The sequence below is a fragment of the Paracoccus sp. KR1-242 genome (assembly GCF_049446195.1).
GTDB classification, from domain to species: Bacteria; Pseudomonadota; Alphaproteobacteria; order Rhodobacterales; family Rhodobacteraceae; genus Paracoccus; species Paracoccus broussonetiae.
This window is the reverse complement of the sequence record NZ_JBMSED010000012.1, coordinates 108931-135586: the sequence shown is the minus strand read 5'-3', so window position 1 is coordinate 135586 and position 26656 is coordinate 108931. Positions and strand designations below refer to the sequence as shown.

28 protein-coding genes are annotated in these 26656 nt (G+C 65.1%); 15 read left to right on the top strand and 13 right to left on the bottom strand.

The genetic code is table 11. From position 1 onward, the window contains the following. The first annotated feature begins 13 nt into the window (after window positions 1-13). Complete coding sequence (locus tag ACO2Q4_RS18145; RefSeq protein WP_311757707.1) at window positions 14-295, top strand: hypothetical protein; 282 nt, start codon at window positions 14-16, stop codon at window positions 293-295. Here ACO2Q4_RS18145 and ACO2Q4_RS18140 read toward each other — a convergent pair. The 6 genes from ACO2Q4_RS18140 to ACO2Q4_RS18115 all read right to left on the bottom strand — a co-directional run bounded on the left by ACO2Q4_RS18140 (window position 292) and on the right by ACO2Q4_RS18115 (window position 6994). Continuing rightward, window positions 292-783, bottom strand: coding sequence for an RNA pyrophosphohydrolase (locus ACO2Q4_RS18140; protein WP_311757706.1), 492 nt, complete (start codon window positions 781-783; stop codon window positions 292-294). The two genes, ACO2Q4_RS18145 and ACO2Q4_RS18140, sit on opposite strands and share 4 nt — an antisense overlap. Further along, entirely contained in the window at window positions 780-2204 is a 1425-nt protein-coding gene (locus ACO2Q4_RS18135; protein WP_311757705.1) for a S41 family peptidase, read from the bottom strand. The genes ACO2Q4_RS18140 and ACO2Q4_RS18135 overlap by 4 nt, the downstream gene beginning before the upstream one ends. Continuing rightward, window positions 2201-3427: a murein hydrolase activator EnvC family protein gene (locus ACO2Q4_RS18130; RefSeq protein ID WP_311757704.1), complete on the bottom strand. Its 1227-nt coding sequence runs from the start codon at window positions 3425-3427 to the stop codon at window positions 2201-2203. The genes ACO2Q4_RS18135 and ACO2Q4_RS18130 overlap by 4 nt, the downstream gene beginning before the upstream one ends. Next, window positions 3424-4947, bottom strand: a complete 1524-nt coding sequence (gene gpmI, locus ACO2Q4_RS18125) for a 2,3-bisphosphoglycerate-independent phosphoglycerate mutase (RefSeq protein WP_423321016.1) — start codon at window positions 4945-4947, stop codon at window positions 3424-3426. Before gpmI ends, ACO2Q4_RS18130 begins: the two co-directional genes overlap by 4 nt. Window positions 4948-5175: 228 nt before the next feature. Further along, on the bottom strand, window positions 5176-6348 hold the full coding sequence (gene rlmN, locus ACO2Q4_RS18120) for a 23S rRNA (adenine(2503)-C(2))-methyltransferase RlmN (RefSeq protein ID WP_395131382.1): 1173 nt from the start codon (window positions 6346-6348) through the stop codon (window positions 5176-5178). A 118-nt stretch (window positions 6349-6466) separates the two neighbouring features. Continuing rightward, window positions 6467-6994 carry a hypothetical protein gene (locus ACO2Q4_RS18115; protein WP_311757701.1) on the bottom strand — a complete coding sequence of 176 codons (528 nt, stop codon included), beginning with the start codon at window positions 6992-6994 and terminating at the stop codon, window positions 6467-6469. A 150-nt stretch (window positions 6995-7144) separates the two neighbouring features. Between ACO2Q4_RS18115 and ACO2Q4_RS18110 the strand changes: the two genes are divergently transcribed. Together ACO2Q4_RS18110 and ACO2Q4_RS18105 are read left to right on the top strand one after the other, a co-directional pair. Then, window positions 7145-8131 (top strand): asparaginase, encoded by a 987-nt coding sequence (locus tag ACO2Q4_RS18110; RefSeq protein WP_423321014.1) that lies wholly within the window; start codon window positions 7145-7147, stop codon window positions 8129-8131. 232 nt (window positions 8132-8363) lie between these two features. Then, window positions 8364-9182, top strand: a complete 819-nt coding sequence (locus tag ACO2Q4_RS18105; RefSeq protein ID WP_423321012.1) for a calcium-binding protein — start codon at window positions 8364-8366, stop codon at window positions 9180-9182. Between the two features lie 15 nt (window positions 9183-9197). Here the strand turns inward: ACO2Q4_RS18105 and ACO2Q4_RS18100 are convergent, their stop codons facing one another. The 4 genes from ACO2Q4_RS18100 to fsa form a co-directional block, all read right to left on the bottom strand. Next, on the bottom strand, window positions 9198-9956 hold the full coding sequence (locus ACO2Q4_RS18100; protein ID WP_423321010.1) for a TSUP family transporter: 759 nt from the start codon (window positions 9954-9956) through the stop codon (window positions 9198-9200). Window positions 9957-10064: 108 nt separating this feature from the next. Next, entirely contained in the window at window positions 10065-11006 is a 942-nt protein-coding gene (locus ACO2Q4_RS18095) for a tyrosine recombinase XerC (RefSeq protein WP_423321009.1), read from the bottom strand. After that, entirely contained in the window at window positions 11003-11713 is a 711-nt protein-coding gene (locus tag ACO2Q4_RS18090) for a DUF484 family protein (protein WP_311757696.1), read from the bottom strand. Before ACO2Q4_RS18090 ends, ACO2Q4_RS18095 begins: the two co-directional genes overlap by 4 nt. Continuing rightward, window positions 11713-12366 (bottom strand): fructose-6-phosphate aldolase, encoded by a 654-nt coding sequence (fsa, locus tag ACO2Q4_RS18085; protein ID WP_311757695.1) that lies wholly within the window; start codon window positions 12364-12366, stop codon window positions 11713-11715. The genes ACO2Q4_RS18090 and fsa overlap by 1 nt, the downstream gene beginning before the upstream one ends. On the opposite strand from fsa, the gene ACO2Q4_RS18080 reads away from it, so the two are divergent. The 3 genes from ACO2Q4_RS18080 to ACO2Q4_RS18070 all read left to right on the top strand — a co-directional run bounded on the left by ACO2Q4_RS18080 (window position 12365) and on the right by ACO2Q4_RS18070 (window position 15256). Further along, window positions 12365-12535 (top strand): hypothetical protein, encoded by a 171-nt coding sequence (locus tag ACO2Q4_RS18080; protein ID WP_395131373.1) that lies wholly within the window; start codon window positions 12365-12367, stop codon window positions 12533-12535. The two genes, fsa and ACO2Q4_RS18080, sit on opposite strands and share 2 nt — an antisense overlap. Next, window positions 12532-14733, top strand: a complete 2202-nt coding sequence (locus ACO2Q4_RS18075; protein WP_423321006.1) for a primosomal protein N' — start codon at window positions 12532-12534, stop codon at window positions 14731-14733. The genes ACO2Q4_RS18080 and ACO2Q4_RS18075 overlap by 4 nt, the downstream gene beginning before the upstream one ends. 94 nt (window positions 14734-14827) lie before the next feature. Next, the gene (locus ACO2Q4_RS18070) at window positions 14828-15256 is read left to right on the top strand and encodes a DUF1801 domain-containing protein (protein ID WP_311757693.1); all 429 of its coding nucleotides are present in this window, start codon (window positions 14828-14830) and stop codon (window positions 15254-15256) included. A gap of 73 nt (window positions 15257-15329) precedes the next feature. Here the strand turns inward: ACO2Q4_RS18070 and ACO2Q4_RS18065 are convergent, their stop codons facing one another. Further along, window positions 15330-16070: an N-formylglutamate amidohydrolase gene (locus ACO2Q4_RS18065; RefSeq protein ID WP_395131366.1), complete on the bottom strand. Its 741-nt coding sequence runs from the start codon at window positions 16068-16070 to the stop codon at window positions 15330-15332. Between the two features lie 118 nt (window positions 16071-16188). Between ACO2Q4_RS18065 and pyk the strand changes: the two genes are divergently transcribed. From pyk to ACO2Q4_RS18025, 8 genes are all read left to right on the top strand, one after another. Beyond that, window positions 16189-17634: a pyruvate kinase gene (pyk, locus tag ACO2Q4_RS18060; protein WP_311757691.1), complete on the top strand. Its 1446-nt coding sequence runs from the start codon at window positions 16189-16191 to the stop codon at window positions 17632-17634. A 43-nt stretch (window positions 17635-17677) separates the two neighbouring features. Continuing rightward, window positions 17678-17974, top strand: a complete 297-nt coding sequence (locus ACO2Q4_RS18055; protein WP_395131363.1) for a hypothetical protein — start codon at window positions 17678-17680, stop codon at window positions 17972-17974. Between the two features lie 108 nt (window positions 17975-18082). Continuing rightward, the gene (gene rpmI / locus ACO2Q4_RS18050; protein WP_020949155.1) at window positions 18083-18283 is read left to right on the top strand and encodes a 50S ribosomal protein L35; all 201 of its coding nucleotides are present in this window, start codon (window positions 18083-18085) and stop codon (window positions 18281-18283) included. 12 nt (window positions 18284-18295) lie between these two features. Further along, entirely contained in the window at window positions 18296-18655 is a 360-nt protein-coding gene (rplT, locus tag ACO2Q4_RS18045) for a 50S ribosomal protein L20 (protein WP_311757689.1), read from the top strand. 65 nt (window positions 18656-18720) lie between these two features. Beyond that, window positions 18721-20097 carry a cytochrome P450 gene (locus tag ACO2Q4_RS18040; RefSeq protein ID WP_423321102.1) on the top strand — a complete coding sequence of 459 codons (1377 nt, stop codon included), beginning with the start codon at window positions 18721-18723 and terminating at the stop codon, window positions 20095-20097. Window positions 20098-20229: 132 nt separating this feature from the next. Continuing rightward, a complete protein-coding gene (locus ACO2Q4_RS18035) occupies window positions 20230-20568 on the top strand; it encodes an arsenate reductase family protein (protein WP_311757687.1) in 339 nt (112 codons plus the stop codon). 65 nt (window positions 20569-20633) lie between these two features. Next, window positions 20634-21716, top strand: coding sequence for a phenylalanine--tRNA ligase subunit alpha (gene pheS / locus ACO2Q4_RS18030; RefSeq protein WP_395131352.1), 1083 nt, complete (start codon window positions 20634-20636; stop codon window positions 21714-21716). A 229-nt stretch (window positions 21717-21945) separates the two neighbouring features. Further along, on the top strand, window positions 21946-22875 hold the full coding sequence (locus tag ACO2Q4_RS18025; RefSeq protein WP_423321001.1) for a Hint domain-containing protein: 930 nt from the start codon (window positions 21946-21948) through the stop codon (window positions 22873-22875). Window positions 22876-22934: 59 nt separating this feature from the next. Here ACO2Q4_RS18025 and ACO2Q4_RS18020 read toward each other — a convergent pair whose 3' ends face one another. Continuing rightward, the gene (locus ACO2Q4_RS18020) at window positions 22935-23246 is read right to left on the bottom strand and encodes a TM2 domain-containing protein (protein WP_423320999.1); all 312 of its coding nucleotides are present in this window, start codon (window positions 23244-23246) and stop codon (window positions 22935-22937) included. A 185-nt stretch (window positions 23247-23431) separates the two neighbouring features. On the opposite strand from ACO2Q4_RS18020, the gene pheT reads away from it, so the two are divergent. Next, window positions 23432-25819 carry a phenylalanine--tRNA ligase subunit beta gene (pheT, locus tag ACO2Q4_RS18015; protein WP_423320997.1) on the top strand — a complete coding sequence of 796 codons (2388 nt, stop codon included), beginning with the start codon at window positions 23432-23434 and terminating at the stop codon, window positions 25817-25819. Between the two features lie 109 nt (window positions 25820-25928). On the opposite strand, the gene ACO2Q4_RS18010 is transcribed toward pheT, so the two are convergent. Continuing rightward, the gene (locus tag ACO2Q4_RS18010) at window positions 25929-26630 is read right to left on the bottom strand and encodes a glutathione binding-like protein (RefSeq protein WP_311757682.1); all 702 of its coding nucleotides are present in this window, start codon (window positions 26628-26630) and stop codon (window positions 25929-25931) included. Between the last annotated feature and the right edge of the window lie 26 nt (window positions 26631-26656).

The following is a 26656-nucleotide window of genomic DNA, read 5'->3' as shown; positions in this document are numbered from 1 at the left end:
TTTCGACTGGAGGATGAAGCCTTTCGCAGGGTTCTTTGTTCCTGAGATCACCGGTTTGTTTTCAGCGCGTGAATTGATTGGCGACGCGGTTTGCAACGATATGTGCGGAATGGATTATTTCCGGCCAAAGCATCAAAACATTATATTGCGAATTGATCAGCTTCGTATTTTGGGGAGGTTTTTCCATTTCTTCGGCCAATTTTTGCCGGTGATGACTGGTCGCGGGACTCCCAATGAAAATGCCGCGCTCCGGTGGAGTGCGGCATTTCAATTTCAGGTTGAGAAAAACCCCTAGGACACCAAGTTCGCGAAATCCTTGAACACCTGTTCATAGACCGAACGCTTGAAGGGCACGATCGACGAGGTCAGGTCGGCGGCGCGCATCCATTGCCAGCGGTCGAACTCGGGGTGCTCGGTCTGGATCCGGACGTCCTTGTCCGAGCCAAGGAAGCGCAGCGCCAGCCATTTCTGCTGCTGACCCCCGAAGCGCCCTTTCCAGACCTTGCCCAGAAGCTCGGGCGGCAGGTCATAGGTGACCCATTCGGGGGATTCGGCGATGACCTCGACCAGATCGGGGGTGACACCGGTTTCCTCGACCAACTCGCGCAGGGCGGCTTCGCGCGGGGTTTCCCCCGCGTCGATCCCGCCTTGCGGCATTTGCCAGGCATGACCCGGATTGTCGATGCGCTGCCCGGCAAAGACCAGACCCCGCTTGTCGATCAGGACGACACCCGCGCAGGGGCGATAGGGCAGGCCCGACGGGCCGAGCAATTGCCCTGTCATTGCCGTTCCGCGCCTTCCTCGTCTTCCTGGGTGGCATCCTCGCCGGTGATCGCGGGCTTCACGCTGTCGGGAACGGCGCTGGCCTGGAAGTTCACCGCGGAAAGCCCCTTCAGGATGTCGACGGCATAGGCAAGCTGGTAATCTTCGTCCCGCAGCTTGGCGGTCGCTTCAACCTGCTTGGCCTCTTCCTCGATCTGCTTGCGCTCATCGTCGCTGATCGCGTCGTTGTTCAGAGCGCCGCGCAGGTCGGCTTCCGAGTTCAGGAATTTCGACTCGGTCTTGGGCTTGTCCTCGTTCTCGTCCACGGGCTTGGCCGGGGGCTGTTCAACGATGATGTCCGGCTGAATGCCAAGCGACTGGATCGAACGCCCCGACGGCGTGTAATAGCGTGCCGTGGTCAGGCGGATGGCGCTGTCCGAGGTCACGGGCATCACCGTCTGGACCGATCCCTTGCCGAAGGACTTGGTGCCGACGACGATGGCGCGACGGTGGTCCTGAAGCGCGCCGGTCACGATTTCCGAGGCCGAGGCCGAACCGCCGTTGATCAGAACGACCATCGGCTTGCCCTGCGCCAGATCGCCTTTTTCGGCGTTCCAGCGTTCCGATTCCTCGGGCTTGCGTCCGCGGGTCGAAACGATCTCGCCCTTGTCGAGGAAGGCGTCCGAAACCTCGATGGCCTGGTTCAGCAAGCCGCCGGGGTTATTGCGCAGGTCAAGAACGAAACCCGTGATCTTGTCCATCCCGCCGGCATCCTTGACCGCCTTGGCCATCTGGGTCTTCAGCGTGTCCATCGTCTCGTCGTTGAAGGTCGAGACGCGCAGGACAACGGCATGGCCCTCGACACGAGTCTTGACCACGGTCAGCTTGATGGTGTCGCGCACGATGGTCAGGTCGAAGGGCTCTTTCTCGCCTTCGCGCAGGATGGTGATCTTGATTTCGGACCCGACCGGGCCACGCATCTTCTCGACCGCCTGATCCAGCGTCAGCCCGACCAGCGATTCGCCATTCACATGGGTGATATAGTCGCCCGCCTTGACGCCCGCCTCGGCCGCGGGTGTGTCGTCGATGGGCGAGATGACCTTGACGATCCCGTCCTCTTGCCCGACCTCGATCCCAAGGCCGCCGAAGCTGCCGCGCGTCTGGGTCTGCATGTCCTCGTAATCCTTGGCCGACAGGAACGAGCTGTGCGGATCAAGCGAGGTCAGCATGCCGTTGATCGCGGCCTCGATCAGTTCCTTGTCGTCGACCTGTTCCACATAGTCGCTGCGGACGCGTTCGAAGACGTTGCCGAACAGGTCGAGCTGCTCATAGACTGAGGCGTTCTTGCCGGTTTCCTGCGCGACCAGGGGGCCCGCGAACTGGGTCGCGACCAATGTGCCGGCGATGGTGCCGATAGCTCCGGCCAGAAGGTAATGTTTCATTCCGATGTTCCGTCCTGCCCGGTTGCGTTGTGGCTTGTCCCGCCGATGATGGGATTCATCACGAACCACTCGGCCGGGTCCAGTGTTTCCTTGCCTTTTCGCAGTTCAACATACAGTGTTTCGCTCTGTCCAGCGCCGTTGCCCATGGCCGCGTCGGCCACGAACTCGGCCCCGAATTCCTGTGCTTCAGGTTCGATGCCGCCCATCAGGCCGACCGGGTCGCCTGCGGCAAGCACGTCGCCCGTCTCTCCGAAGACCTGGGCCAGGCCTGCGAAAATCATCAGATAGCCGCGCGCCGGCTCGACGATCATGACATTGCCATAGTCGAGCAGCGGGCCGCGATAGCGGATGGTCGCGCTCCATGGCGTCGTCACGAGCGCCGCAGGACCGGTCGCAATGACCAGACCGGGGCGCTGGACACCGGCGGCGTCGGCCTCGTTATAGCGGCGCAGGACCGTGCCAAGCACCGGCAAGGGCAGGCTGCCCTGCGCGCCTTCGAAATCGGCCATCGGCGCGCCGACGTCCTGTTCCATGCCGACAATCCCGGATGCGAAGGCATCAAGCGTATCGGCGGACTGAACAAGCGAGGTCAGCTCTTCCGGGTCCTGCCCGAAGCGCACCGGAAGATCCGAACGGTCCGTGACGGCCGAAGCCAGCAGCCGCCGTGCCTCCTGCACCTGGCCCAGACCCTGGGCCAGAGTATTGGCGGCGTTCAGTTGCAGGGTGCGGACCGTCTGGATCTCTTCCAGCTGGCGGCGCATGTCTTCGGCCTCGGCCTGAAGGCCGGGCGCGACCGAACTGAGGATCATCCCGGCATGGGCCGACGCCTCCGGTCCGGCCGGGTGCAGCAGCAACATCGTTTCGGGGGAACGCTGCATGGCGGTCATCACGCCGACGACCCGACCCAGACGGTCACGGCGGGCATCGAACTCGGCGCGGATTTCCTGCTCGCGGATGCCGGCGCGGCGCAATCCGTCGCGCAACGCAGCCAGTCCCTGTTCATAAGCCCGGATCATGTCGGTCAGCGAGCGGACCTGGTCATCCTTGCTTAGCGCCTGATCAAGCTGGCCGGTCGCATTGCGCAGCATGTCGGCGGCTTCGGCCGCCTCTTGCGCCGCCTGGCTAAGCGCGGCGCTTTGCTGGGCAGAGCTGGCCTGCTGGGCCGGGGCGACGCTGGCAAGGCCCGCGGCAAGAAGGACGGGCAGGGCGAGTTTCAGCTTCATGGGCGCACGATCAGGGATTTGCCGGTCATCTCGGGCGGAAGGTCCAGCCCCATCAGGTCCAGCACGGTCGGAGCGATATCGGCCAGGCGGCCATTGCTCAGGCTGGCGCCCTGCGGTCCACCATAGACGATGACGGGAACCGGATTCACGGTATGGGCGGTATGCGGCCCTCCGGTGTCGGGGTCGATCATGGTTTCGCAATTGCCGTGGTCGGCGATGACGACCGCCGCGCCACCGGCCTTGTCCAGCGTCTCAAGCATCATGCCCAGCCCCTTGTCCACGACCTCGCAGGCGCGGATGGCTGCCGGAAGGCTGCCGGTATGGCCGACCATGTCGGGGTTGGCATAGTTCACGACGATCAGATCGTAACCCTCGCCGATGGCCCAGGCGAGCTTCGCGCTGACCTCGGGCGCCGACATTTCGGGGGCAAGGTCATAGGTCGCGACCTTCGGGCTTTGCGGCATGAAGCGGTCCTCGCCCGGCTCGGGCGTTTCCTTGCCGCCGTTCAGGAAGAAGGTGACATGCGGATATTTCTCGGTCTCGGCCAGACGGAACTGGCGCAGGCCCTTGTTCGCGACCCAGGCGCCCAGCGTGTTTTCCACCTGCCGCTTCGGATAGGCGGCGTCCATGTACTCGTCATGCCTGGTGGAATAATCGACCATGCCCAGCAGCGAGGCCCATTGCGGCCGCGGCCCGGTTTCGAACGCATCGAAATCCGGCTGGCCGATGGCGGCCAGGATCTCTCGCGCGCGATCGGCACGGAAATTCAGGCAGAAAAAGCCGTCGCCGTCCTTTGCACCGGCATAGCCCGCGATCACCGTGGGCTGGATGAACTCGTCGGTTTCGTCGCGGTGATAGGCGGCTTCGACGGCATGTGCGGCATCGGGGGCGGACTGTCCCTGCGCCCGGACCATCGCGGCAAAGGCCCGGCTGACACGTTCCCAGCGATTGTCGCGGTCCATTGCATAATAGCGCCCGATGACAGTGCCGATGGCCACGCCCGCGGGCAGGTTGCCCTGAAGCTCGGTCACGAAGCCCATCGCGGATTTCGGCGGCACGTCCCGACCGTCGGTCACTGCATGGATGACCACCGGAACGCCACGGGTCGCGATGGCGCGGGCCGCAGCGATGACGTGCTGGATATGGCCGTGGACACCGCCATCCGAGACGACCCCCATCAGATGCGCAGTGCCACCACTGGCCTTCAGCTTTTCGATAAAGGCGCCGATACCGGTATTCTCGTAAAAGCTGCCATCCTCGATGGCGAGATCGATCTGGCCCAGGTCCATCGCGACCACCCGACCAGCGCCGATATTGGTGTGGCCGACCTCCGAATTGCCCATCTGCCCCTTGGGCAGACCGACATCGGGGCCGAAGGTCACCAGCGTTCCATGCGGGCATTCGCGCATCAGCCGGTCGAAATTCGGGGTATTGGCCTGATCCGGCGCGCTTTGCTCGGGCCGCGACGAGATGCCCCATCCATCGAGGATGCAAAGGACGACGGGTTTCGGATGGGTCATGCGCGCCTCATTCTCGGGTCGTGACGCTTCTACGATCCTGCGGCGCGCGGGGCAAGTTCGGTGCAGGTCTTACCCATATTCGTGAATCCTCGCACCATTCGCGAGTGGAGAGGTCGCATTGGGTATTTGCGAAACAGTGAAGCCGTGAAGGGGGCAGCCCGAGTTTCGGACTTCACCGTTTTTCAAATACCCCAGCAGCGGTCCGGGCCGGGCGAACCGGTCGCTGCTTCAGACCCGCGCTTCGGCGGCGATCTGGGCGGCGGTCTTGCGGCCACGCTCGGTCGCGGATTTCAGCTGTCCGCAGGCGGCCATGATATCCTCGCCGCGCGGGGTGCGGATCGGGCTCGCATAGCCCGCTTTGTGGACGATGTCGGCAAATGCCTCGATCCGTTCCCAGCTGGACCGCTTATAGGCGACGCCGGGCCATTCGTTGAACGGGATCAGGTTGATCTTGGCCGGAATGCCGCGGATCAGCTTGACCAGACGGCGGGCATCCGCATCGCTGTCGTTCACGCCGTCGAGCATCACATATTCAAAGGTGATGCGTTCCGAATTCGACAGGCGCGGGTATTCACGCAGCGCGTTCAGAAGCGTCTCGATGTTCCATTTCTTGTTCACCGGAACCAGCATGTTGCGGGTCTCGTCGGTGGTCGCATGGAAGCTGACGGCCAAAAGACAGCCGATTTCCTCGGCGGTCTTGGCGATTTCGGGAACGACGCCAGAGGTCGACAGGGTGATGCGGCGGCGGGACAGGCTGATCCCTTCGCCATCCATCACCACTTTCATCGCGTCACGGACATTGTCGAAATTGTAAAGCGGCTCGCCCATACCCATCAGCACGACGTTGCTGACAAGGCGCGTCTCGTCCTTGGGCGCGCCCTGGACCGGCCATTCGCCCAGGTCGTCGCGCGCGACCATGACCTGACCCACGATTTCCCCCGCGGTCAGGTTGCGCACCAGCTTCTGGGTGCCGGTGTGGCAGAAGGAACAGGTCAGCGTGCAGCCGACCTGGGACGAGATGCAAAGCGTGCCGCGCGATTCCTCGGGAATATAGACCGTCTCGACCTCATGCCCGCCGGCGATGCGCAGCAGGTACTTGCGGGTGCCGTCGGCCGAAACCTGACGGGTCACGATTTCGGGGACCGCAATCTCGAACCGCTCGGCCAGGAAGGCGCGATAATCCTTCGCCAGGTTCGTCATCTGTGCAAAGTCGCGTACGCCCCAGTGATAGACCCACTGCCAGATCTGGCCGACGCGCATCTTCGCCTGCTTTTCGGGCGTCCCGGCCTCGACCAGCGCGTCGCGCAACTGGTCGCGGGTCAGGCCCACGATGTTCTTCAGCGCCGTTTCCGGCAGCTTGCGCGGGATGGTCAACAGGTCCTGGGTGATCGGGGCGGTCATGGCTTGGGCGTCCGGGGCGGATGGGGGAAGGCCGTTATATAGGGTAAACGAGCCAAAAAGAAAACAGGGGCCCAAGCCCCTGTTCACGAGAATCTTCGGCAAATCGGGACCGCGAGGCCTATTTGCAGCTGGTCTGGGCCTTGTTGGTCATCGCGGTGATGCCCGACAGGCTGAACGTGTCCTTGGTCACGGTGCCGCGGGCCGAGCGTCCGGTCAGCACTGCGGTCGAGCCGCCGCGCAGGGCCGTGATCAGCTTGCCGTCTTCTGCGGGCGAACCGGTCCAGGCGCTTTCACCCTCGGTGAACAGCTTGAAGGTGTTACCGCCGATATTCACCTCGACCGCCGAATCCGGGGCAAAGGGATAGCCGCCCGAGAACGAAACCTCGCCCGACTGGCCGGGACGATAGGCGATGTACAGGCGGATATCGCCGCGGGACACTTCCTTGGGGCTGCCGCTCGAGTCCGTGTTCTGGGACGATTTCGGTGCGGAAACGGCCCAGCACTCTTTCGGGCTGGAGGCCGAAAAAGCCGTCCAGTCGCCCTGGGTGCCGATCACGTTCGTCGAATCCTGCGCGAATACGGGCGCAGAAAGGGCGATTGCGAAAGCGGCGGCTGCCGCCGCCACATGCGGGGCGGATTTCAACATGCTCTGGCCTCCTGCCATGGTCCGGTTTATCCGGACTTGTTGCCGATGTCGGTTGTGGATTCAACCATCCGGCTTAAGGATAACGCAAAAATCGACGCGCAAAAAAGCCCCCTTGCGGGATATCGCGTGATTGTCAGAGGAAAACTGTCCATGACTGCGGCCAATCTGATCGAATTATGGCGTGGCGGCCTGCTTGAAAGCCTGCATCGCGGCCATGCCGTCGTCGCCGATGCCAATGGTATCGTCGAGGCTTGGGGCGATCCGGGAACGGTGATCTTTCCGCGATCCTCATGCAAGATGATCCAGGCGCTGCCGCTGGTCGAAAGCGGAGCGGCCGACCGCGCCGGACTTGGTCCCGAACAGTTGGCGCTTGCCTGTGCCAGCCACAATGGTGCGCAGATCCATGTCGGTCGCGTTGCCCATTGGCTGAAAGGGCTGGGACTGGACGAGCCCGACCTGCGCTGCGGCAGCCACCTGCCCAACGACCCGGACGAGCGCAAGCGCCTGATCTGTTCGGACAGCGAGCCCTGCCAGTTGCACAACAACTGCTCGGGAAAGCATGCGGGGTTCCTGACACTGAATCAGGTGCTTGGCGGCGATGCCGATTATGTCGAGATCGACCATCCGGTGCAGAAGGCCGTGCGCTCCGCCTTTGAGGAGACGACCGGAGAAGAGGCTGCGGGCTGGGGTGTCGACGGCTGCTCGGCACCCAATTTCGCTTGCAGTGTCGCTGGGTTGGCGCAGGCGATGGCGGATTTCGCCGATCCGCGTCCCGGTCTGCGCGGGGATGCGCAGCGGCGGCTGGTCCAGGCGATGATGGCCCATCCCGAACTGGTCGCCGGCGAAGGGCGGGCCTGCACCGAAATGATGCGCGCCCTGGGCGGTCAGGGCGCAGTCAAGACCGGGGCCGAGGCGGTCTTCGTGGGTATCCTGCCGGAACGCGGCCTTGGGATCGCGCTGAAGATCACCGATGGCGGCACCCGCGGGGCCGAGGCGGCGATTGCCGCATTGCTGGTCCATCTGGGCCTGCTGCCCGAGGACGCGCCGGTCATCCGCCGTCACCTGACCGGTCCGCTGACGAATTGGCGAGGGCGCGTCATCGGCGAGTTGCGGCGCTCTCCCGGTTTTCCGCAGTAAGGGAAGATCACGACGAATCAGGGATCGGGGCGGGGCCGACCCTGCCCGGTCGTTGCGCAGTCTGCCCCATCCTTGACCGGGATGCGCGGCAGAGTGCCCAGGGGCGGTCGATCGGCGGGATGAAATCCGCCGAAAACCCGCCTGAGGCTGCCCCTGCGTCGTGGCAGCGTCGCATCCGTGGCATAAGGCTTGCACAGTCCGACGGGTCTTGGCTTCGCAAGGAGGATGCGCGATGGCGACACTTTCCTACAGGGTTTACTCGGTCATCTATGCCGACATGCTGGCGGATATCGCCGACACGCTGGATGACCAGCTTGATCGGCTGAGTTCGCTGAACACGCGCGACGGAACGATGGGCAACGATGCCCTTTACGGGGGATCCGGGGATGAAGGCCTGCTTGGGCTGGCCGGAAACGACCAGATCTTTGGCAAGGGCGGGATCGACTTCGTTTCGGCCGGCACCGGGGATGACAGCGTCTGGGGCGGCACCGGCGGAGATTTCCTGTTCGGCGATCTTGGGAACGACAAGATCTGGGGGCAGGAAGGGAACGACTTCATTTCCGGAGGAACTGGCAATGACACCGTCTTTGGCGGGGTCGGAAATGACAGCCTGTTCGGGGTCGAAGGCAATGACAGCCTGATGGGCGAGGCTGGCAACGATTCCCTGCATGGCGGCTATGGCAATGACTTCGTCGCCGGAAATGCGGGTAACGACACGCTGCATGGCGATTTTGGTGACGATACGCTGAGCGGCGGTGCCGGCAACGACTCCATGCTGGGTGGCTGGGGGCATGATGCCTTTGTCTTCGACGGCGGCAAGGACGTGATTCGCGATTTCGAGACCGGGTTACGCGCCGATGGCAGCTCGACCGGCGCCCCGGCGGAAAGCGTCACCGTCGATATCGATTGCGTCGACAATTTCGGCGACCTGATGGATGCCGCCACCCAGGTCGGCAAGAACGTCGTCTTCAACTTCGGCGATGGCAATGTCCTGACGCTGCAGGGCGTGCCGATGGCGCAGCTTGAATCCTCGATGTTCGATTTCGTCTGACGGGGACGGGTCCGGTCAGAGAAGTTGCCAGATCAGCCGCAGCGCCAGCGCCGTCGAGGTGATGACCAGAAGCGGCTTGATCACTCTTGCGCCGATCCGCATGGCAAGGCGTGCGCCCAGCATCGCTCCTGCGATCTGGGCCACGGCCATGACCGCCCCCAGCGCCCAAAGCGGCTTGCCGACCAGCGCAAAGGCCACCAGCCCGCCCAGATTCGACGCAAAGTTCAGCAGCTTGGTATGGGCCGTCGCCTTCAGCACGCCGTAACCGGCAAGCAGGACGAAGCCCAGCATCAGGAACGACCCGGTTCCCGGTCCGACCAGTCCGTCATAAAACGCGATGGCGGGCACGAAGCTGGCGGTGAAGACGGCAGAGGACATGCGCCGATGGCGGTCGCGGTCGTCCAGCCCCGGCTTCAGCGCGAAGAAGACCGCAATCCCGATCAGCAGCACCGGCAGGCCATAGCGCAGCGCGTCGGTCGGGATCGAGGTGACGAAAAACGCCCCCGCCAGTCCCGCGACAAAGGCGACGACGGCCGCGATCTTCTGCTGGCGCAGGTCGACGAGGCCGCGACGGGCATAGGAGATGCAAGCAGTCGCGGCACCGAAGACGCCCTGCACCTTGTTCGTCGCCAAGGCCTGGGCCGGGGGCAGGCCCGCAAGCATCAGGGCGGGCACCGTGATCAGTCCGCCACCGCCGGCGATGGCATCGACGAAACCGGCGGCAAAGGCGGCGCCGGTCAGCATCAGGACAAGGTGGAGGGAGAGATCGAACATGGCGCGTCGTCTTTGGTCCCGGCGCGACGGATTGTAAAGGTCGCGCCAACCGCAGCGTTGCAATGGGTATTTGGAAAACGGTGAAGCTGCTTGGTCCGTGCCCAGCCCCTAGCTGCGGGGATGGGCGGCGCGATAGACCGAAAGCAGCCTTGCGTCATCGACCCCGGTATAGACCTGCGTGGTCGACAGGCTCGCATGGCCCAGAAGTTCCTGGATCGTCCGCAGATCGCCCCCGGCGGCGAGCAGATGGGTGGCAAAGGAATGGCGCAGCGCGTGAGGCGTCGCGGTCGGCGGCAGGCCCAGCGACTGCCGCATGGTGCGCATCGCGCCGGCCAGGACCGAGGGGTTCAGCCTTGCCCCCCTTGCGCCACGGAAAAGCGGTGCGTCGCCTTGCACCGGCCAAGGGGAAAGACGCAGGTACTCGGCGATCGCCGCGCGCGCCACGGGCAGGACCGGAACCTGACGTTCCTTCTGTCCCTTGCCGCGTATGGTCAGGGCTTCGCGCAGGGGCCAGTCCGAGCCGTCAAGCTGCAGCGCCTCGGAGATCCGCAGGCCGCAGCCGTAAAGCAGGGTCAGGACCGCGGTGTCGCGCGCCGCGATCCAGGGTTCGCGATGGCTTTCCGCGGCGATGTCGAGAAGCTCCAGCGCCTGTTCGGGGGCAAGCGGACGCGGCAGTGAGCGGGTGAATTTCGGCCCGCGCGATGCCAGCGCCTTCGAGGCGTCGAAGCCGTGGCGGTCCGACATCCAGCGGATGAAGCTGCGCACTGCCGACAGCCGGCGCGCGAGAGAGCGCGCCGAAAGCCCACGTCCGCGTTCGGCCGCGGCAAAGGCGCGCATGTCGGATTGTGTCAGCTGACCCAGCGTCTGCGGCAGGGCAGGGGTGGCGTGATAGCCGCCAAGAAAGGACAGGAACGCCAGCAGGTCCGCCTGATAGGCGACGATGGTGTGATGGGAACGGTCTCGGGCCGCGCGCTCGGCATCCAGCCAGCGTTGCAATTGCTCGGCCATCATCGGGGCCAGGGCCAGCGGTGGCGTGGCCCCTTGGGTCATTCGCGCAGCCAGGAGATCAGGACCAGCCGGAAGGCCTGGCTGAAGAAGCGCAGCAGATCGGTGCCCTGCGCCGGGGTAAAGCGCCCCGCCTCGGCCGAACCGATCAGAAGCAGCGCCGGGAAGCGGCCGGGGCCAAGGTCGATCGGCAGCAGCGCCTCGGATTTGATCGGTGCGCGGGCATCGCCGTGATGGGGCAGCGATTCCCCGGCGACGGCGCGCAGGATGATGTCATCGGCGCGCGGTGCCCGCCGTCCGCCGGACAGCATCGCCGCAATCGTGCCTGCGGGCACGATGGTCAGCGGACCGGCCAATTCGCGCGCCGGCTCGACCGAACCCGATTCCATGATCAGGTGCAGCGTTTCGACCCGCAGAATTGGGGCGACCGCGGATTCCAGATTTTCCAGGAATGCCGCGAAATCCATGGGCTCCAGCAGGGACAGCACCGCGCGATGCACGGTGTTCATCCCCGACTGGTTTTCATAGGCGGTGGAGATGACCGTTTCATGGGTCTCCTCCAGCCGGTCGAGGCGGCTTTCCAGCGCCTGCATGGCGCGGCCGCGAATGTCGATGACATTCTCGCCCCGGTCGGCCTCGCGCGCGCCGATCAGCGCGCGCATCAGGTCTCGGTCAGAAAGGATCAGTTCGGGCCGGGCCAGAAGCCGGGCGCGCAGATCCTCGGGAAGATCGACGGCCTGATCCCCGCTCATCAGCCGATCTTCTGCCCGGTCTTGGCCCAGTCGGCGTCGAATTGCGCCAGGCCCTTGTCGGTCAGAACGTGATTCGCCATCGCCTTGATGACGGACGGCGGCGCGGTGATGACATCGGCGCCGATACGGGCGGCGTCGGTGATGTGGTTCACCGAACGGATCGAGGCAGCCAGGATCTCGGTCTTGAAATCGTAGTTGTCATAGATCGTGCGGATGTCCTCGATCAGCTGCATGCCGTCCAGGTTGATGTCGTCCAGACGGCCGATGAAGGGGCTGATGAAGGTCGCGCCCGCCTTGGCGGCCAGAAGCGCCTGCGCCGCGCTGAAGCACAGCGTGACGTTGACCATGTGACCTTCCGAGCTGAGCGCCTTGCAGGCTTTCAGCCCGTCCCAGGTCAGCGGCACCTTGACCGCGATGTTCGGCGCGATCTCGGCCAGATGCTTGCCTTCGCGGATCATGTCGGCGGCGTCCTTGGCGACGACTTCGGCGCTGACCGGGCCAGTGACGATGCCGCAGATCTCTTTCGTGACCTCGACGATGTCGCGGCCCGATTTCAGGATCAGCGAGGGGTTGGTGGTGACGCCATCGACCATACCCAGGTCGTTCAGTTCACGGATGGCGGCGGTGTCGGCGGTATCGACGAAGAATTTCATGGCAATGGCCCTTGTTGCGGCTTTGATGCAGGGTTTAGCCCATAAACCGCTGCGGGTGAAGTCCGGGCGGGCGGCTTGCGGCCCGACGACGCACCGTGCCAGTATCCGCGCGATGCTCAAAGCCGTGCCCGCCCTGTTCCCGTTCCGAACCCGCCTGATCCTGGGATGAGCAGGCCGCTGTTCTATCCCCACGGTGCACGCATCGCCGTGCTGACGCAGGAAGTCGTGGGCGTGCTGGATTATCTGGCCCCCGAGGGCGGCGTGCGGCTGGGTCAGCTTGTCGTCGTGCCGCTGGGACCGCGTCGGGTCATGGGCGCGGTCTGGGGACAGGGCATGGGCGATTTCGACATGGCCAAGCTGCGCCCTGTCGCGCGGCTGATCGACGCCCCCCCGCTTGCGCCCGAGATGATCGAGTTCCTGACCCGGATGGGCGAATATACCCTGACGCCCTTGCCCTCGATGCTGCGCATGGCGACGCGGGCGCCGGATCTGGACCAGCCCCCCTCGGCGCGGCGGATCATCCACAGGGCGGGGCCGCCGCCCGATCGGATGACCGATGCCCGCGCCGCCGTCCTGCGGGTGATCGAGGATCACGGCGGTGCCGGTTTCGCGCCGGGCGAGTTGGCGCAACTGGCGGGGGTCACCGGCAGCGTGGTGCAGGGCTTGGTCAAGGCGGGGACGCTGGCCGAAACCCTTGCTCCCCGCGACACGCCCTATCCCCGGCTGGATCCCGACCTGCCCGGCAAGCCCCTTGCCCCGGACCAGGGCGAGGCGGCGGCACAGTTGCGCGATGCTCTGAAGACCCGACGCTATGGCACCACGCTTTTGCGAGGCGTCACCGGTTCGGGCAAGACCGAGGTCTATCTTGAGGCCGTGGCCGAATGCCTGCGGCAGGGGCGGCAGGCGCTGGTCCTGCTGCCGGAAATCGCGCTGTCCTCGGAGTTCCTGTCGCGGGTCGAGGCGCGATTTGGCGCGCGTCCCGGCGAATGGCATTCGGGTATCACCCGCACAGAACGCCGCCGGCTTTGGACCATGGCCGCGCAGCACCATGTCGGCATGGTGGTCGGCGCGCGTTCGGCCCTGTTCCTGCCCTTTGCCGACCTTGGCCTGATCGTAGTCGATGAAGAGCACGATTCCAGCTATAAACAGGAAGACGTCGTCTTCTACAGCGCCCGCGACATGGCAGTCCTGCGGGCCAGTATTGCCGGGGCGCAGGTGGTGCTGGCCTCGGCCACGCCCTCGGTCGAAAGCTGGGTGAACGCGGGGGCGGGGAAATACGCGCGGATCGACCTGCGGTCGCGCTATGGCACCGCGGACCTGCCCGAGATGGGGGCGATCGACCTGCGCGAATCCGAGATGGAGAAGGGGCGCTGGATCTCTCCCCGACTGGCCGCCGAGATCCGGGCGCGCAAGGGCAGGGGGGAGCAGTCGCTGCTGTTCCTGAACCGGCGCGGCTATGCCCCGATCACCGCCTGTCGGGCCTGCGGTCAGCAGGTCGGCTGCGACCAATGCGACGCCCGCATGGTCGAGCACCGCTTCCAGAATCGCCTTGTCTGCCACCAGTGCGGCGAAACGAAGCCGATCCCGGTCGCCTGCCCAAGCTGCGGGGTCGAGGGCAGGATGACCGCGATCGGTCCGGGGGTCGAGCGTCTGGCCGAAGAGGTGGCCGAGCGTTTTCCCGATGCCCGCGCAACGGTCCTGTCCTCGGACCTGTTCCACTCGGCCCGCGCACTGAAAGAGGCGATCGCCCAGATCAGCGCCGGGGAAACCGACATCATCATCGGCACGCAGATCGTGGCCAAGGGACACAATTTCCCACGCCTGACACTGGTGGGCGTGATCGATGCCGATCTTGGCCTGCAGGGCGCCGACATGCGCGCCGCCGAGCGCAGTTTTCAGTTGATGCGCCAGGTGGCGGGGCGCGCGGGCCGCGAAGGGGGCGACGCGCGGGGGCTTGCGCTGCTTCAGACCCACCAGCCTGCGCATCCCGTGATCCGCGCCATCCTGTCGGGCGAGGACGAGGCGTTCTGGGATGCCGAGGCTGCGCAGCGGCAGCAGGCCGGGATGCCGCCCTTTGGCCGGTTGGCCGGGATCATCCTGTCACATCCCGACCAGTCGGCGGTCGAGAATCATGCCCGCGAAATGGCCCGTCGCGCCGATCCACTGCACCAGATCGGGGCCGAGCTTTGGGGTCCGGCGCCCGCACCCATTGCCCGCGTCCGGGGCCGCTATCGTGTCAGGATGCTGATCCGTGCGCCCCGGCAGGCGCCGGTGCAGACGGCGATTTCGCGTTGGCTGGCGCTGGCGCCGAAGCCACCCTCGAACCTGCGGCTGTCCGTGGACATCGACCCGCAAGGCTTTCTCTGACGGTCGCGCACGGGCGGCAACCTGCCCGCGGTTGCGGTGCGCCGGGCTTTGCGTGCTAGGCTGGGGCGGAATGCAACCGGGACGAAGGTGACGCATGACCGACAAGACAACAGCGAAAACGCAGCCTGTCCTGCTTTCGGGTGGCAATCCCCAGATTCCCAAGGGCTATGGTGACGGACCGGTCCAGGATTACATCGCGGCCATGCCGGGCTGGAAAAGCGGGGTCGGCGCCTGGCTTGACGGGCTGGTCGTCAGGACGGTGCCGGATGTGCAAAAGGCTGTGAAATGGAACTCACCCCTTTACGGGATGGACGGCCAGACCTGGTTCCTCAGCCTGCATTGCATGACGAAATACATCAAGGTCGCCTTCTTCCGCGGGGCCGAGCTTGAGCCGGTGCCGCCGGTCGCCTCGAAGCAGGCGCATGTGCGCTATGTCCATATCCAGGAAGGCGAGACACCCGACGAGGCGCTGTTTGCCGAATGGATCAGGCAGGCAAGCAAACTGCCGGGCGAGAAGATGTAGCCGGCGGGCATCCGACCCCACATGGCAAATTGCCGATGGCCGAAGCAAGATCATGGGCGGAAGCCGCGGTCCGCTAAAGTTCTTGCCGGTCCAGGATACCTGCCAGCACCCCGGCCAGACGGTTGGCCCAGACAATCTGGCCCGCCTCGTCCTCGATCAGGTCGTTGCAGATCTCGATCAGGACGTTCGGGCGACCATGCGCCAGCGCGTGCTTGTCGATGGAATCGCCGTCGAGATGGCCGGAATAGGGCTCGTTCTCGCCCGTGATCCAGCCCTTGTCGCGGCATTCGCGGACCAGCGCGGGGCCAAGGCGGTCGTCGCGATGCGAATAAAGGATGCCCACCGCCCAGGGACGGCGCGGGCGGCCGCGCAATTGGCGCGTGAAGCTGTGGATGGCGCAGATGGCGCGGCGCGGATGAGTATCGGCGAGCCGGGCATAGGCGTCGTGATAGGGACGGTAAAGCCGGTCCAGCCGACGCTCGCGTTCCGCCGTGTCCATGACGCGGTTCGCGGGGATGACGGTTCCGTCATAGATCCGCATCAGCAGGGTCGGATCATCCTCGCCGCGATTCGGATCGATGACCAGACGCGAGAAATTCGACAGGATGCCGGGCGCGTCCAGCCGGTCGGCCAGATGCCGCGCCAGTCCCGCCGCGCCCACGTCAAAGGCGATGTGGCGGGCCATGTCCTCGGCCGCGATGCCCAGATCGCCGCCATTGATCCAGTCCGGCACCCGGTTCGACGCGTGGTCGCAGGTGACAAGCCAGCGCGATTTCCGGTCGCGTCCGATGGTGGTAAAAGCTGCTACCGTCATGGTCCCTTCGCCTTGCATGCGGCAAGGTTTAGTGCAAGCCCTGATCCGGGCACAGTTGCCGCGACGCGGTGCATGGGTTTATACAGCGTCTGCTAGCGCAAACACGACGGAGAAACGGATGAGACGCCACCGCAAGGTCAAGATCGTTGCAACCCTTGGGCCATCGTCCAGCGACTTCGACACCATCCGCCGCCTGTTCGAGACGGGCGCGGACGTGTTCCGGCTGAACATGAGCCACGGAACGCATGCCGAGCAGAAGGCCCGCTATGACATCATCCGCCGGGTCGAGGCCGAATCGGGCCGCCCGATCGCGGTGCTGGCCGATTTGCAGGGGCCGAAACTGCGCGTTGGCGCCTTTGCCGATGGGCCGCATGATCTGCAGGCCGGTCAGGCGTTCCGCTTTGACCTGGACGACGCGCCCGGCACGCCCGCCCGCGTCCAGCTGCCTCATCCCGAGATTTTCGCGGCGCTTGAACCCGGCTCCGAACTTCTGGTCAACGACGGCAAGATCCGCCTGAAGGTCGAAAGCTGTGGTGCCGATTTCGCCGAGTGCGTGGTGACCGTGGGTGGGGCGATCTCGAACCGCAAGGGCGTGAACGTGCCCGACGTGGTCCTGCCGCTGGCCGCGCTGTCCGACAAGGACCGCGAAGACCTGGAATTCGCCTGCCAGCTTGGCGTCGACTGGCTGGCCCTGTCGTTTGTCCAGCGGGCCGAGGACGTGATCGAGGCGCGCAAGCTGGCCAATGGCCGCGCCGCCATCCTGTCCAAGATCGAAAAGCCCGCCGCGGTCCGCGCCTTTTCCGAGATCCTCAAGGTCTCGGACGGGATCATGGTGGCGCGAGGCGACCTTGGGGTCGAACTGCCGGTCCATTCCGTGCCGCCGATCCAGAAGCGCCTGACCCGTGCCTGCCGCGCGGCGGCCAAGCCGGTGATCGTCGCGACCCAGATGCTGGAATCGATGATCGAAAGCCCGATGCCGACGCGGGCCGAGGTGTCCGATGTCGCGACCGCGATCTATGAAGGCGCCGACGCGATCATGCTGTCCGCCGAAAGCGCCGCCGGGGCCTATCCGATCGAGGCGGTGGCGACGATGGACAATGTCGCCCGCTCGGTCGAGACCGATCCCACCTATCGCGAGATCATCGAAAGCTCGCGCTCGGCCAAGCGCCAGACCGTGGCCGACGCCATCGTCGCCGCCGCGCGCGAGATCGCTGAAACGACCGACATTTCCTGCATCTGCGCCTTTACGCAATCGGGCACCACGGCCAGCCTGATCGCACGCGAACGTCCGCGTGTGCCGATCATTGCCATGTCTTCGGAAACGCCGACGCTGCGGCGGTTGTGCCTGACCTGGGGGACGCATTGCGTGCTGACACCCTCGCTCGAGCGGTTCAAGCAGGCAGTCGTGAACGCGGCCAAGGCAGCGCGCGACTTCGGTTTTGCCGACGAGACGAACCAGATTGTCGTCACCGCAGGCGTGCCTTTCAATCAGGCCGGCACCACGAACATCCTGCGCATCGCCCCCTGCGACGAACGCTTGATCTATCGCACCGATCCAGAATAGGTCCTAGGATCAGACGGATCAGCGAAGGCGAGGGAACGGCGCGATGATCGATATTCTGCTCCTAGCGGGCGTTGCCCTGTGCATCCTGTCGGTGCTGCTGGCGATCTTGGCGCTGGCCCGGACACAAGCCCCGCGCGGGGCGGCGATCTCGCTGGTGCTGGGTTTGCTGGTGCTGCTGGCGACCAACGCGCTTGACGACCGCCCGCTAAGCCTGAACAGCGTCGCGCAATCCTGGTTCCGCGTGACCAGCGGCCAGCTTTCGCCGACGACCTCGACCGACGCACCCGCCGCTGATGCTCCGGCGGCAGGTGCCCCGACTACCGGCCAGTCCAGCCAATAGGGCTTGCCTTTTCGCCCGCGCACCCGTATAGGGCGCGCTTCCACCCGCACGGCCGGCCAATATGGCATTGCCGAGTCGTGCGTTCACTCTGACCGCAAGGAGAGTAAAATGCCGAAGATGAAGACCAAAGCGGCCGCGAAAAAGCGGTTCTCGTTCACGGCCTCGGGCAAAGTCAAGGCTGGCCCGGCCGGCAAGCGCCACGGCATGATCAAACGCTCGACGAAATTCATCCGCGATGTGACTGGGACCATGATCCTGTCCGATGCGGACGCGAAAATCGTCAAGAAATACATGCCCTACAACCGCTAAGGAGAACCAGACATGTCACGAGTCAAGTCGGGAAAAGTCACCCACGCCCGCCACAAGAAGGTTCTTGACGCGGCCAAAGGCTATTACGGCAACCGTTCGCGCAACTTCCGTACCGCCACCCAGGCTGTCGACAAGGCGAACCAATACGCCACCCGCGACCGCAAGAACCGCAAGCGCAACTTCCGCGCGCTGTGGATCCAGCGGATCAACGCCGCCGTCCGCGCCGTGGATGCGGAAATGACCTATTCGCGCTTCATCGCGGCGCTGGCCAAGGCCGGCATCGAGGTGGACCGCAAGGTTCTGGCCGACCTGGCCGTGCACGAGCCCGACGCTTTCGCTGCGGTCGTGGCCCAGGCCAAGGCAGCCGCCTGATCGCTTTCGTCTGAAAAAGACGGAACGTGAATGAAACCCGCGCCCCAGGCGCGGGTTTTTTCGTCATGGACGATCTTGCCGCACCCCAGCTGAGCGAACAAAGTTCCCGCTATCCGGCCCGTGTCCCCTTGGGGCGCAGGCCGCTTGGCATACTGGGCTCGGCGCTGGTCGCGCGGCGCAACGTGCTGGAACTGATCCCCGAGATTGCGACGCGCCAGCCCATGGTTTCAGGCCGGACCGGCAAGCGCTGGCACATGGTCATGGATCCCGGCGCGCTGGCCATCGTTCTGAAGGACCGCGTCGACGATTACCCGAAATCCGTCGTGACCAAGCTGCTTCTGGAACCTGCCATCGGCCAGTCCCTGTTTGTCGCCGAGGGGGCGCATTGGCGCTGGCAGCGCCGGGCTGCCGCGCCCGCGTTTGCGCAGCGCCATGTCGAAGCCCTGGCCCCGGTGATGACCGCCGCGGCCGAAGCGAGTCGGCGCCGCCTTGCCTCGGCCACGGGGCCAGTCGACGTCTTTGCCGAGACCGTCGCCGCGACCTTCGAGGTCATCTCGGACGTGACCTTTTCCGGGGGCGAGGGGTTTGATCGCGACGCGGTCCACCAGGCGATCGATTCCTATATCTCCAGCGCGGCGCGGCTGTCGGTCATGGACATCCTGGGACTGCCCGGCTGGATCCCGCGCCCTGGCCGCGTGCGGTCGGGCAGCGATCTCAAGCGGATGAAGCGGGTCGCGGACGATGCCATCCGTGCCCGGTCGCAGTCGGGGCAGCGGCCGACGCCCGATCTTCTGGACCTGCTGCGGGCCGGGCAGGACCCCGAGACGGGCCGCGCCATGTCGACGGGCGAGCTGCGGGACAACCTGCTGACCTTCATCGTTGCCGGGCACGAGACGACGGCGCTGACGCTGGCCTGGGCGCTTTACCTGCTGGCCTTCGATCCTCAGGTGCAGGACCGCGCCGCGGCCGAGGCTCGCGGTGTTCTGGGCGCGCGCGCGGCCACCGCGGCCGATGTTCCGCGCCTGCCCTATCTGCGCCAGATCGTTGACGAGGCGTTGCGACTTTACCCGCCCGCGGCCTTCCTGTCGCGGACGGCGCTGATCCATGACCGCCTGTGCGGGCGCGAAGTCAGGCCCGGCGACACCATCATGCTGCCGGTCTATGCGCTGCACCGCCACCATATGCTGTGGGAGGATCCGGATCGCTTCGACCCGGACCGCTTTGCGCCCGGCGCGCCACGCGACCGCTTTGCCTTCCTGCCGTTCGGGGCGGGGCCAAGAATCTGCATCGGCGCAAGCTTTGCGGTGCAGGAAGCGGTTATCATCCTGTCCACACTGGTCGCGGGCCTGCGCTTCGGCCTGACCGCGCGCGCGCCCGAGCCGCGCATGATCCTGACCCTTCGACCGCATGGCGGTGTCTGGCTGACCGTTACACCGCGCTAGGGCAAGCCCCCCGGCAAGACGGGCATCGTTGCACTGCCGGGCACGATCCCCTATGTCACCTGCGACAATCCCGAGCCGCGATGACCGTCCCGCCCCGCGCCGGGCGCCCGCAGGCCAATCTGGAAGCAAGACGTGATCACGATCTACCACAAGCCGAACTGCTCGACCTCGCGCAAGGTCTTGCAGATGATCCGGGACGCCGGGCATGAGCCGCGCGTCGTAGACTATATCCAGCAGGGCTGGGACCGGGACGAGCTGGCGGCGCTGCTTGGCGCGGCCAGCCTGACGCCCACGCAGGCGCTGCGCGTCAAGGGCACCGACGCGGCCGAACGCGGGCTGGTCGGGGCCGATGACGCGACGATCCTGGATCACATGGTGCAGAACCCGATCCTGGTCGAACGCCCGATCGTCGCGGGCCCCCTGGCGACGCGCCTGTGCCGGCCGGTCGAACGCCTGTCCGAAACCTTCTGAGGCCCCGCACTTTCGCAATCCGCCCGTGCGTGATAAGGCGCGCGGGAACCGCAAGGAAAGCCGCCATGTCCGATCTGACCACCCTTCGCCAGTCCTATCTCGACCGTATCGCGGGCGCCGCCGATGGTGACTCGCTTGAACAGGTCCGCCTGGGTGCCCTTGGCAAGAAGGGCGAGATCAGCGGCATGATGAAGGAACTGGGCCGCATGACGCCGGAAGAGCGTCAGACCCGCGGTGCCGACCTGAACCGCCTGAAGGACGAGATCGACGCCGCGCTGCGCGCCCGCAAGCAGGGGCTTGAGGATGCGGCGCTGGATGCCCGCCTGAAAGAGGAATGGCTGGACGTCACCCTGCCGGGCCGTCCGCGCCCGCAAGGCACCATTCATCCCGTCAGCCAGGTCACCGAAGAAGTCACCGCGATCTTTGCCGACATGGGCTTCCGCGTCGCCGAAGGGCCGCAGATCGAATCCGACTGGTTCAATTTCGACGCGCTGAACATTCCGCCGGAACACCCCGCACGGCAAGAGCATGACACCTTCTTCATGGCCCGCGCCGAAGGTGATGCCCGCCCCCCGCACGTCCTGCGCACGCATACCTCGCCGGTCCAGATCCGCGCCATGCAGGAAACGGGCGCGCCGATCCGCGTCATCGCGCCGGGGCGCGTCTATCGCATGGACATGGACCAGACCCATGCGCCGATGTTCCATCAGGTCGAGGGGCTGGCGCTTGGCCGCGACATTTCGATGGCGAACCTGAAATGGACGCTTGAGGAGTTCTGCCGCGCCTTCTTCGAACTGGACGAGGTCGAGCTGCGCTTCCGCGCCAGCCATTTCCCCTTTACCGAGCCCTCGGCCGAGGTCGATATCCGCTGTTCCTGGGAAGGTGGCAAGCTGACGCTGGGGCAGGGCAACTCGTGGATGGAGATCCTGGGTTCGGGCATGGTCCATCCCAAGGTTCTGGCCGCCGCCGGGGTGGATCCCGAACAATGGCAAGGCTTTGCCTTCGGCATGGGTATCGACCGCATCGCGATGCTGAAATACGGCATTCCCGACCTGCGCGCCTTCTTCGAATCCGACCTGCGCTGGCTTCGGCATTACGGTTTCGCCGCAGGTGACATGCCGACCGTGTCGGGCGGCCTCAGCCGATAAGGCCGAACCGGAGATCGACTAACGCCCGTGAACCCGCTTCACGGGCGTTTTGCATATCTGCCCCGTCCGGCGGCATTTCGCCCAATTGCGGGTTCCGTCGCGGAAGCTGGCGACCTTGTTATGCGCATTTCACGCAACGGGCTTTCACTTGATCCGGGAGTCGTGCAGCCTGCAACCGCTAGATGCGATTTCCGTCGACCCGAGCGGTCTGTTTTATGGAGAAGTAAGAATGGCAGACTATGTTATCGATGCCTCCACCTTTGGTTCCTACAATCAGGCCACGGGGGGAAGCGGTTCGGACGATACGGTCACGGTAAACATCGGCGAAGGTTTCTCTGGCACGATTAACGTTACCTCTGCACCTGCGGATGGCGAGATCGACACCGTGGTCGTCAATCTGCCGCCGGGCTGGTCGCTAGTCGAAACGGCGTCGACCGTCGATGATACCGAAACCCCTCCGCTGATTTCGACCGGCTATACCGTCGTTAACGCCGATGGTCAGGATGTCGGCACGATGGCCTTGCAGGGCAATGACATCACCATCTTCTGCTTCGCGCGGGGCACCCTGATCGAGACGCCCGATGGTCCCGTCGCGATTGAGGATCTGGTCGTCGGCGACATGGTCGTCACGCTGGACAACGGCATCCAGCCCATCCGCTGGATCGGGGCCCGCAAGCTGGGCTCTGGCGCGTTGATGCTGCATGCCAACCTGCGTCCGATCCGCATCCGCGCGGGTGCGCTGGGGGATGGTCTGCCGGTTCAGGATCTGGTCGTGTCGCCCCAGCATCGCGTGCTGGTCCGTTCGCGCATTGCGCAGCGCATGTTCGGCACGTCCGAGGTTCTTGTCGCGGCCAAGCAGCTTCTGGACCTGCCCGGAGTCGAGATCGCCTCTGATCTGGCCGAAGTCGAATATTTCCACATGCTGTTCGAACGGCACGAGGTGGTCATCGCAAACGGGGCAAAGACCGAGTCCTTCTATCCCGGTGGCGAGGCGCTGAAATCCGTCGGTCCGGCTGCGGCGGATGAGATCCTTGCCCTGTTCCCTGAACTGGCCGAGATGGACCATGTCCCCGCCCCGGCGCGTGTGCTGGCCTCGGGACGGCAGGGCCGCCGCCTTGCCGGGCGTCACGCGCAGAACGCGCGCGCGCTGGTCAGCTGACAGACCATGCCCGCCTTGCTCCATGCACGGGGCAGGGCGGGCATTCCACTGCTCAGGGGTCAGGCCCAGCTGGATCCCAACCGGCGGCGCATGTCATCCTTGTCGTCCTGGATCATGCCGGGGATCAGGAACAGGTCGATCAGCGCCCACAGGCAGACCAGACCGACCAGCGGCCAGCCGATCAAAACGGGCGTCAGCAGCCAGCCCAGCCCCCACATCACCAGCATGACGATGCCGCTGAACCAGCGGCCCAGATACATGCGGTGGGCAGCAAAGCCCCACAGCAGGATCGCCAGCAGATAGGCCACCAGCGGCGACTTCGCGTCATTCGCGACCCTCTGTTCGATCAGCAATTCCCTTTGGGTGTCCATCGACCTCGTATCCTTGATGTTTACACCATTAACATAGGGTGGGCCGGACCCAGCGCAAGGTCAGGGACCGAAGGAAAGCGCCGCCAACGCAGGGAATCCCGGCTCCGTCACGTCCGCGCGGCGCACCACCCTACCAATCCGCCGCGCCATGCGCTAAGGGACGCCAAACCCGACGGAGCCGCGCCATGAAATTCACCTTCTCCTGGCTCAAGGAGCATCTCGACACCACCGCCTCGCTTGATCAGATCACCGAGGCGCTGACCGATCTCGGCCTCGAGGTCGAGGGCGTGACCGATCCGGCCGCGAAGCTGTCGTCCTTTACCATCGCCAAGGTCATTGCGGCCGAGCAGCATCCCGATGCAGACCGCCTGCGCGTCTGCCGGGTGATGACGGACGAAGGCGAAAAGCAGATCGTCTGTGGCGCGCCCAATGCCCGCGAAGGCATCACCGTCGTGCTGGCGAAACCGGGCGACTATGTCCCCGGCATCGACGTCACACTCAGCGTGGGCAAGATCCGCGGCATCGAATCCCATGGCATGATGGCCTCGGAACGCGAGTTGGAGCTTTCCGACGAACATAACGGCATCATCGAATTGCCTTCGGGCGAAGTCGGTCAGAAATTCGTCGACTGGCTGGCCGCGAACCGCCCGGAGACGGTCGATCCGGTCATCGAGATCAAGATCACCCCGAACCGCCCCGACGCCCTTGGCGTCCACGGGATCGCCCGCGATCTTGCCGCGCGTGGTCTGGGCAAGCTGAAGCCTGTCAAGGACATCACGGTTCCGGGCAGCTTCCCGTCGCCGATCAAGGTCGTGATCGATGCCGAGGTCGCCGCGCGCGCGCCCTTCTTCTCGGGCCGCCTGATCCGTGGCGTGAAGAACGGTCCCTCGCCGGAATGGCTGCAAAAGCGCCTGACCGCGATCGGGCTGCGGCCGATCAACACGCTGGTCGACATCACCAACTTCTTCACCTTCGACCTGAACCGCCCGCTGCATGTTTTCGATGCCGCCAAGGTGCAGGGCGACCTGACGGTCCGCCCCGCGCGCGAGGGGGAAGAGCTTCTGGCGCTGGATGGAAAGACTTATGCCTTCGCCGCCGGAACCATGATCATCGCTGATGAGAATGGACCCGAAAGTATCGCCGGCATCATGGGTGGTGAACATTCCGGCTGTTCGGATGACACGGTCGATGTCTTCCTGGAAAGCGCCTATTGGGATCCGATCGCCATCGCGACCGTGGGCCGGGCGCTGAAGGTCAACTCTGACGCCCGCTATCGCTTCGAGCGCGGCGCGGATCCCAGCTTCACCCGTCCGGGGCTGGAGCTTGCAACCCGGATGATCCTTGATCTTTGCGGCGGCGAGGCTTCCGAGGTCGTTACCGCCGGCGCCGTTCCCGACACCACCCGCAGCTATCGGCTGGAGCCGGCCCGCGTCATCAGCCTGGTCGGCATGGACATCCCCGAGGCTGAGCAGCGCGCCACGCTGGAGGCCCTGGGCTTCCGGCTGGAAGGCGATCAGGCCTTCGTCCCCGGTTGGCGTCCCGACGTCCTGGGCAGCGCCGACCTTGTCGAAGAGGTCGCGCGCATCGCCTCGCTGACCAAGCTCAAGGGCCAGCCGCTGGCCCGTCCGCAGGCGGGTGTGCCGCAGCCGGTGCTGACGCCGCTGCAAAGCCGCGAAAAGGCCGCCCGCCGCATGGCGGCCAGCCTTGGTTACAACGAATGCGTGACCTACAGCTTCATCGACCAGCAGGCGGCGGTGCTTTTCGGCGGCGGCAGCGATGCCGTCCGCATCGAGAACCCGATCAGCAGCGAGATGACGCATATGCGTCCCGACCTTCTGCCCGGCCTGCTCGCGGCTGCGGCCCGCAACCAGGCGCGCGGCTTCATGGATCTTGCGCTGTTCGAATGCGGCCCGGTCTTTTCGGGCGGCGAGCCGGGCGATCAGGATCTGCACCTTGCCGGCATTCTCGTCGGCAATACCGCGCCCCGTGATCCTTTCGCCTCGCGCCGCAAGGTTGACATCTATGACGCCAAGGCCGATGCCGAGGCGATCCTGCAGGTCATCGGCGCGCCCGCCAAGGCCCAGATCAACCGCAAGCTTGACGCCTGGTGGCATCCCGGTCGCGCGGGCAATATCGCACTTGGACCGAAGGCGCTGGCCACTTTTGGCGAAATTCACCCAAAAATCCTGCGCCATTTCGGCATCAAGGGCGCTGCGGTGGGCTTCACCATCCGCATTGCCGCCGTGCCGCTGCCGAAGGTCAAGACGCCGTCTCGCCCCGCGCTGGAGCTTTCCGGCCTGCAGGCGGTGGAACGCGACTTCGCGTTCGTCGTCGATGCCGGGGTCGAGGCCCTGACGCTGGTCAATGCCGCTGCGGGCGCGGACAAGGCGCTGATCGAAAAGGTCTCGGTCTTCGACCAGTTCACCGGGTTGGAAGGCGGCCGGAAGTCGATCGCGATCACCGCCCGCCTGCAACCGAAGGACAAGACGCTGACCGACGCGGATATCGAATCCGTCAGCGCGAAGATCGTCGAAAAGGTGACCAAGGCCACCGGCGGCACGCTGCGCAGCTGATGTAAAAGGGCCGGGATCACACCCCGGCCTTTTCCATTTCAACGTTTACCAAATACCCCGGGGGAGGCGCGCGGCACGCGCGTCGGGGGCAGAGCCCCCAATCGCGGGTTCACGCCGCGCCGACCTCGATCCCCTTCTGCACGGCAGGGCGTGCCAGGAACCGTTCCAGATAGGCCTGGACGTTCCCCATCTCGGCCATGCCTGTTTCGGTCTCGGCCTCATAATTCACGCGGACGGTGCGCAACCAGGGGCCGATGGCCATGTCGGCGATGGAATATTCGCCGGTGATCCAGTCCTTGCCCTGCAACTGGCGGTCCAGCACGCCCAGAAGCCGCCGCGCCTCGGTGTAATAGCGGGTGCGGGGACGCGGATCCTCGATCTCCTTGCCCTTGTAGCGGTGGAAAAATCCGACCTGGCCGAACATCGGTCCGACGCCGCCCATCTGCCACATCAGCCACTGGATCGTGTGATAGCGCGCGGCACCCTCGCGCGGCAGGAACTTCCCGGTCTTGTCGCCCAGATAGATCAGCATGGCCCCCGTCTCGAACAGGCCGATCGGCTTTCCGTCCGGTCCGTTCGGGTCGATCATCGCCGGGATCTTGTTGTTCGGGTTCAGCGACAGGAACTCCGGCGTGAACTGATCCTCGGGGTCGCCGATGCTGATGCGATGGGCGTCGTAATCCAGCCCGCACTCCTCCAGCATGACCGAAGTCTTGATGCCGTTGGGGGTATTCAATGTGTAAAGCTGGATCACGTCGGGACGCACGGGCGGCCAGCGATGCGTGATCGGAAAGTCGGAAAGTGTAGACATCTTGGGAAGATCCTGAACAATCTTTG

What these genes read in the sequence shown, in the direction of transcription:
- ACO2Q4_RS18145 (WP_311757707.1), top strand. Translation starts at nt 14, where the DNA reads ATGAAGCCTTTCGCAGGGTTCTTTGTTCCTGAGATCACCGGTTTGTTT.
- ACO2Q4_RS18140 (WP_311757706.1), bottom strand. Translation starts at nt 783, where the DNA reads ATGACAGGGCAATTGCTCGGCCCGTCGGGCCTGCCCTATCGCCCCTGC.
- ACO2Q4_RS18135 (WP_311757705.1), bottom strand. Translation starts at nt 2,204, where the DNA reads ATGAAACATTACCTTCTGGCCGGAGCTATCGGCACCATCGCCGGCACA.
- ACO2Q4_RS18130 (WP_311757704.1), bottom strand. Translation starts at nt 3,427, where the DNA reads ATGAAGCTGAAACTCGCCCTGCCCGTCCTTCTTGCCGCGGGCCTTGCC.
- gpmI (WP_423321016.1), bottom strand. Translation starts at nt 4,947, where the DNA reads ATGACCCATCCGAAACCCGTCGTCCTTTGCATCCTCGATGGATGGGGC.
- rlmN (WP_395131382.1), bottom strand. Translation starts at nt 6,348, where the DNA reads ATGACCGCCCCGATCACCCAGGACCTGTTGACCATCCCGCGCAAGCTG.
- ACO2Q4_RS18115 (WP_311757701.1), bottom strand. Translation starts at nt 6,994, where the DNA reads ATGTTGAAATCCGCCCCGCATGTGGCGGCGGCAGCCGCCGCTTTCGCA.
- ACO2Q4_RS18110 (WP_423321014.1), top strand. Translation starts at nt 7,145, where the DNA reads ATGACTGCGGCCAATCTGATCGAATTATGGCGTGGCGGCCTGCTTGAA.
- ACO2Q4_RS18105 (WP_423321012.1), top strand. Translation starts at nt 8,364, where the DNA reads ATGGCGACACTTTCCTACAGGGTTTACTCGGTCATCTATGCCGACATG.
- ACO2Q4_RS18100 (WP_423321010.1), bottom strand. Translation starts at nt 9,956, where the DNA reads ATGTTCGATCTCTCCCTCCACCTTGTCCTGATGCTGACCGGCGCCGCC.
- ACO2Q4_RS18095 (WP_423321009.1), bottom strand. Translation starts at nt 11,006, where the DNA reads ATGACCCAAGGGGCCACGCCACCGCTGGCCCTGGCCCCGATGATGGCC.
- ACO2Q4_RS18090 (WP_311757696.1), bottom strand. Translation starts at nt 11,713, where the DNA reads ATGAGCGGGGATCAGGCCGTCGATCTTCCCGAGGATCTGCGCGCCCGG.
- ACO2Q4_RS18080 (WP_395131373.1), top strand. Translation starts at nt 12,365, where the DNA reads ATGGCAATGGCCCTTGTTGCGGCTTTGATGCAGGGTTTAGCCCATAAA.
- fsa (WP_311757695.1), bottom strand. Translation starts at nt 12,366, where the DNA reads ATGAAATTCTTCGTCGATACCGCCGACACCGCCGCCATCCGTGAACTG.
- ACO2Q4_RS18075 (WP_423321006.1), top strand. Translation starts at nt 12,532, where the DNA reads ATGAGCAGGCCGCTGTTCTATCCCCACGGTGCACGCATCGCCGTGCTG.
- ACO2Q4_RS18070 (WP_311757693.1), top strand. Translation starts at nt 14,828, where the DNA reads ATGACCGACAAGACAACAGCGAAAACGCAGCCTGTCCTGCTTTCGGGT.
- ACO2Q4_RS18065 (WP_395131366.1), bottom strand. Translation starts at nt 16,070, where the DNA reads ATGACGGTAGCAGCTTTTACCACCATCGGACGCGACCGGAAATCGCGC.
- pyk (WP_311757691.1), top strand. Translation starts at nt 16,189, where the DNA reads ATGAGACGCCACCGCAAGGTCAAGATCGTTGCAACCCTTGGGCCATCG.
- ACO2Q4_RS18055 (WP_395131363.1), top strand. Translation starts at nt 17,678, where the DNA reads ATGATCGATATTCTGCTCCTAGCGGGCGTTGCCCTGTGCATCCTGTCG.
- rpmI (WP_020949155.1), top strand. Translation starts at nt 18,083, where the DNA reads ATGCCGAAGATGAAGACCAAAGCGGCCGCGAAAAAGCGGTTCTCGTTC.
- rplT (WP_311757689.1), top strand. Translation starts at nt 18,296, where the DNA reads ATGTCACGAGTCAAGTCGGGAAAAGTCACCCACGCCCGCCACAAGAAG.
- ACO2Q4_RS18040 (WP_423321102.1), top strand. Translation starts at nt 18,721, where the DNA reads ATGGACGATCTTGCCGCACCCCAGCTGAGCGAACAAAGTTCCCGCTAT.
- pheS (WP_395131352.1), top strand. Translation starts at nt 20,634, where the DNA reads ATGTCCGATCTGACCACCCTTCGCCAGTCCTATCTCGACCGTATCGCG.
- ACO2Q4_RS18025 (WP_423321001.1), top strand. Translation starts at nt 21,946, where the DNA reads ATGGCAGACTATGTTATCGATGCCTCCACCTTTGGTTCCTACAATCAG.
- ACO2Q4_RS18020 (WP_423320999.1), bottom strand. Translation starts at nt 23,246, where the DNA reads ATGGACACCCAAAGGGAATTGCTGATCGAACAGAGGGTCGCGAATGAC.
- pheT (WP_423320997.1), top strand. Translation starts at nt 23,432, where the DNA reads ATGAAATTCACCTTCTCCTGGCTCAAGGAGCATCTCGACACCACCGCC.
- ACO2Q4_RS18010 (WP_311757682.1), bottom strand. Translation starts at nt 26,630, where the DNA reads ATGTCTACACTTTCCGACTTTCCGATCACGCATCGCTGGCCGCCCGTG.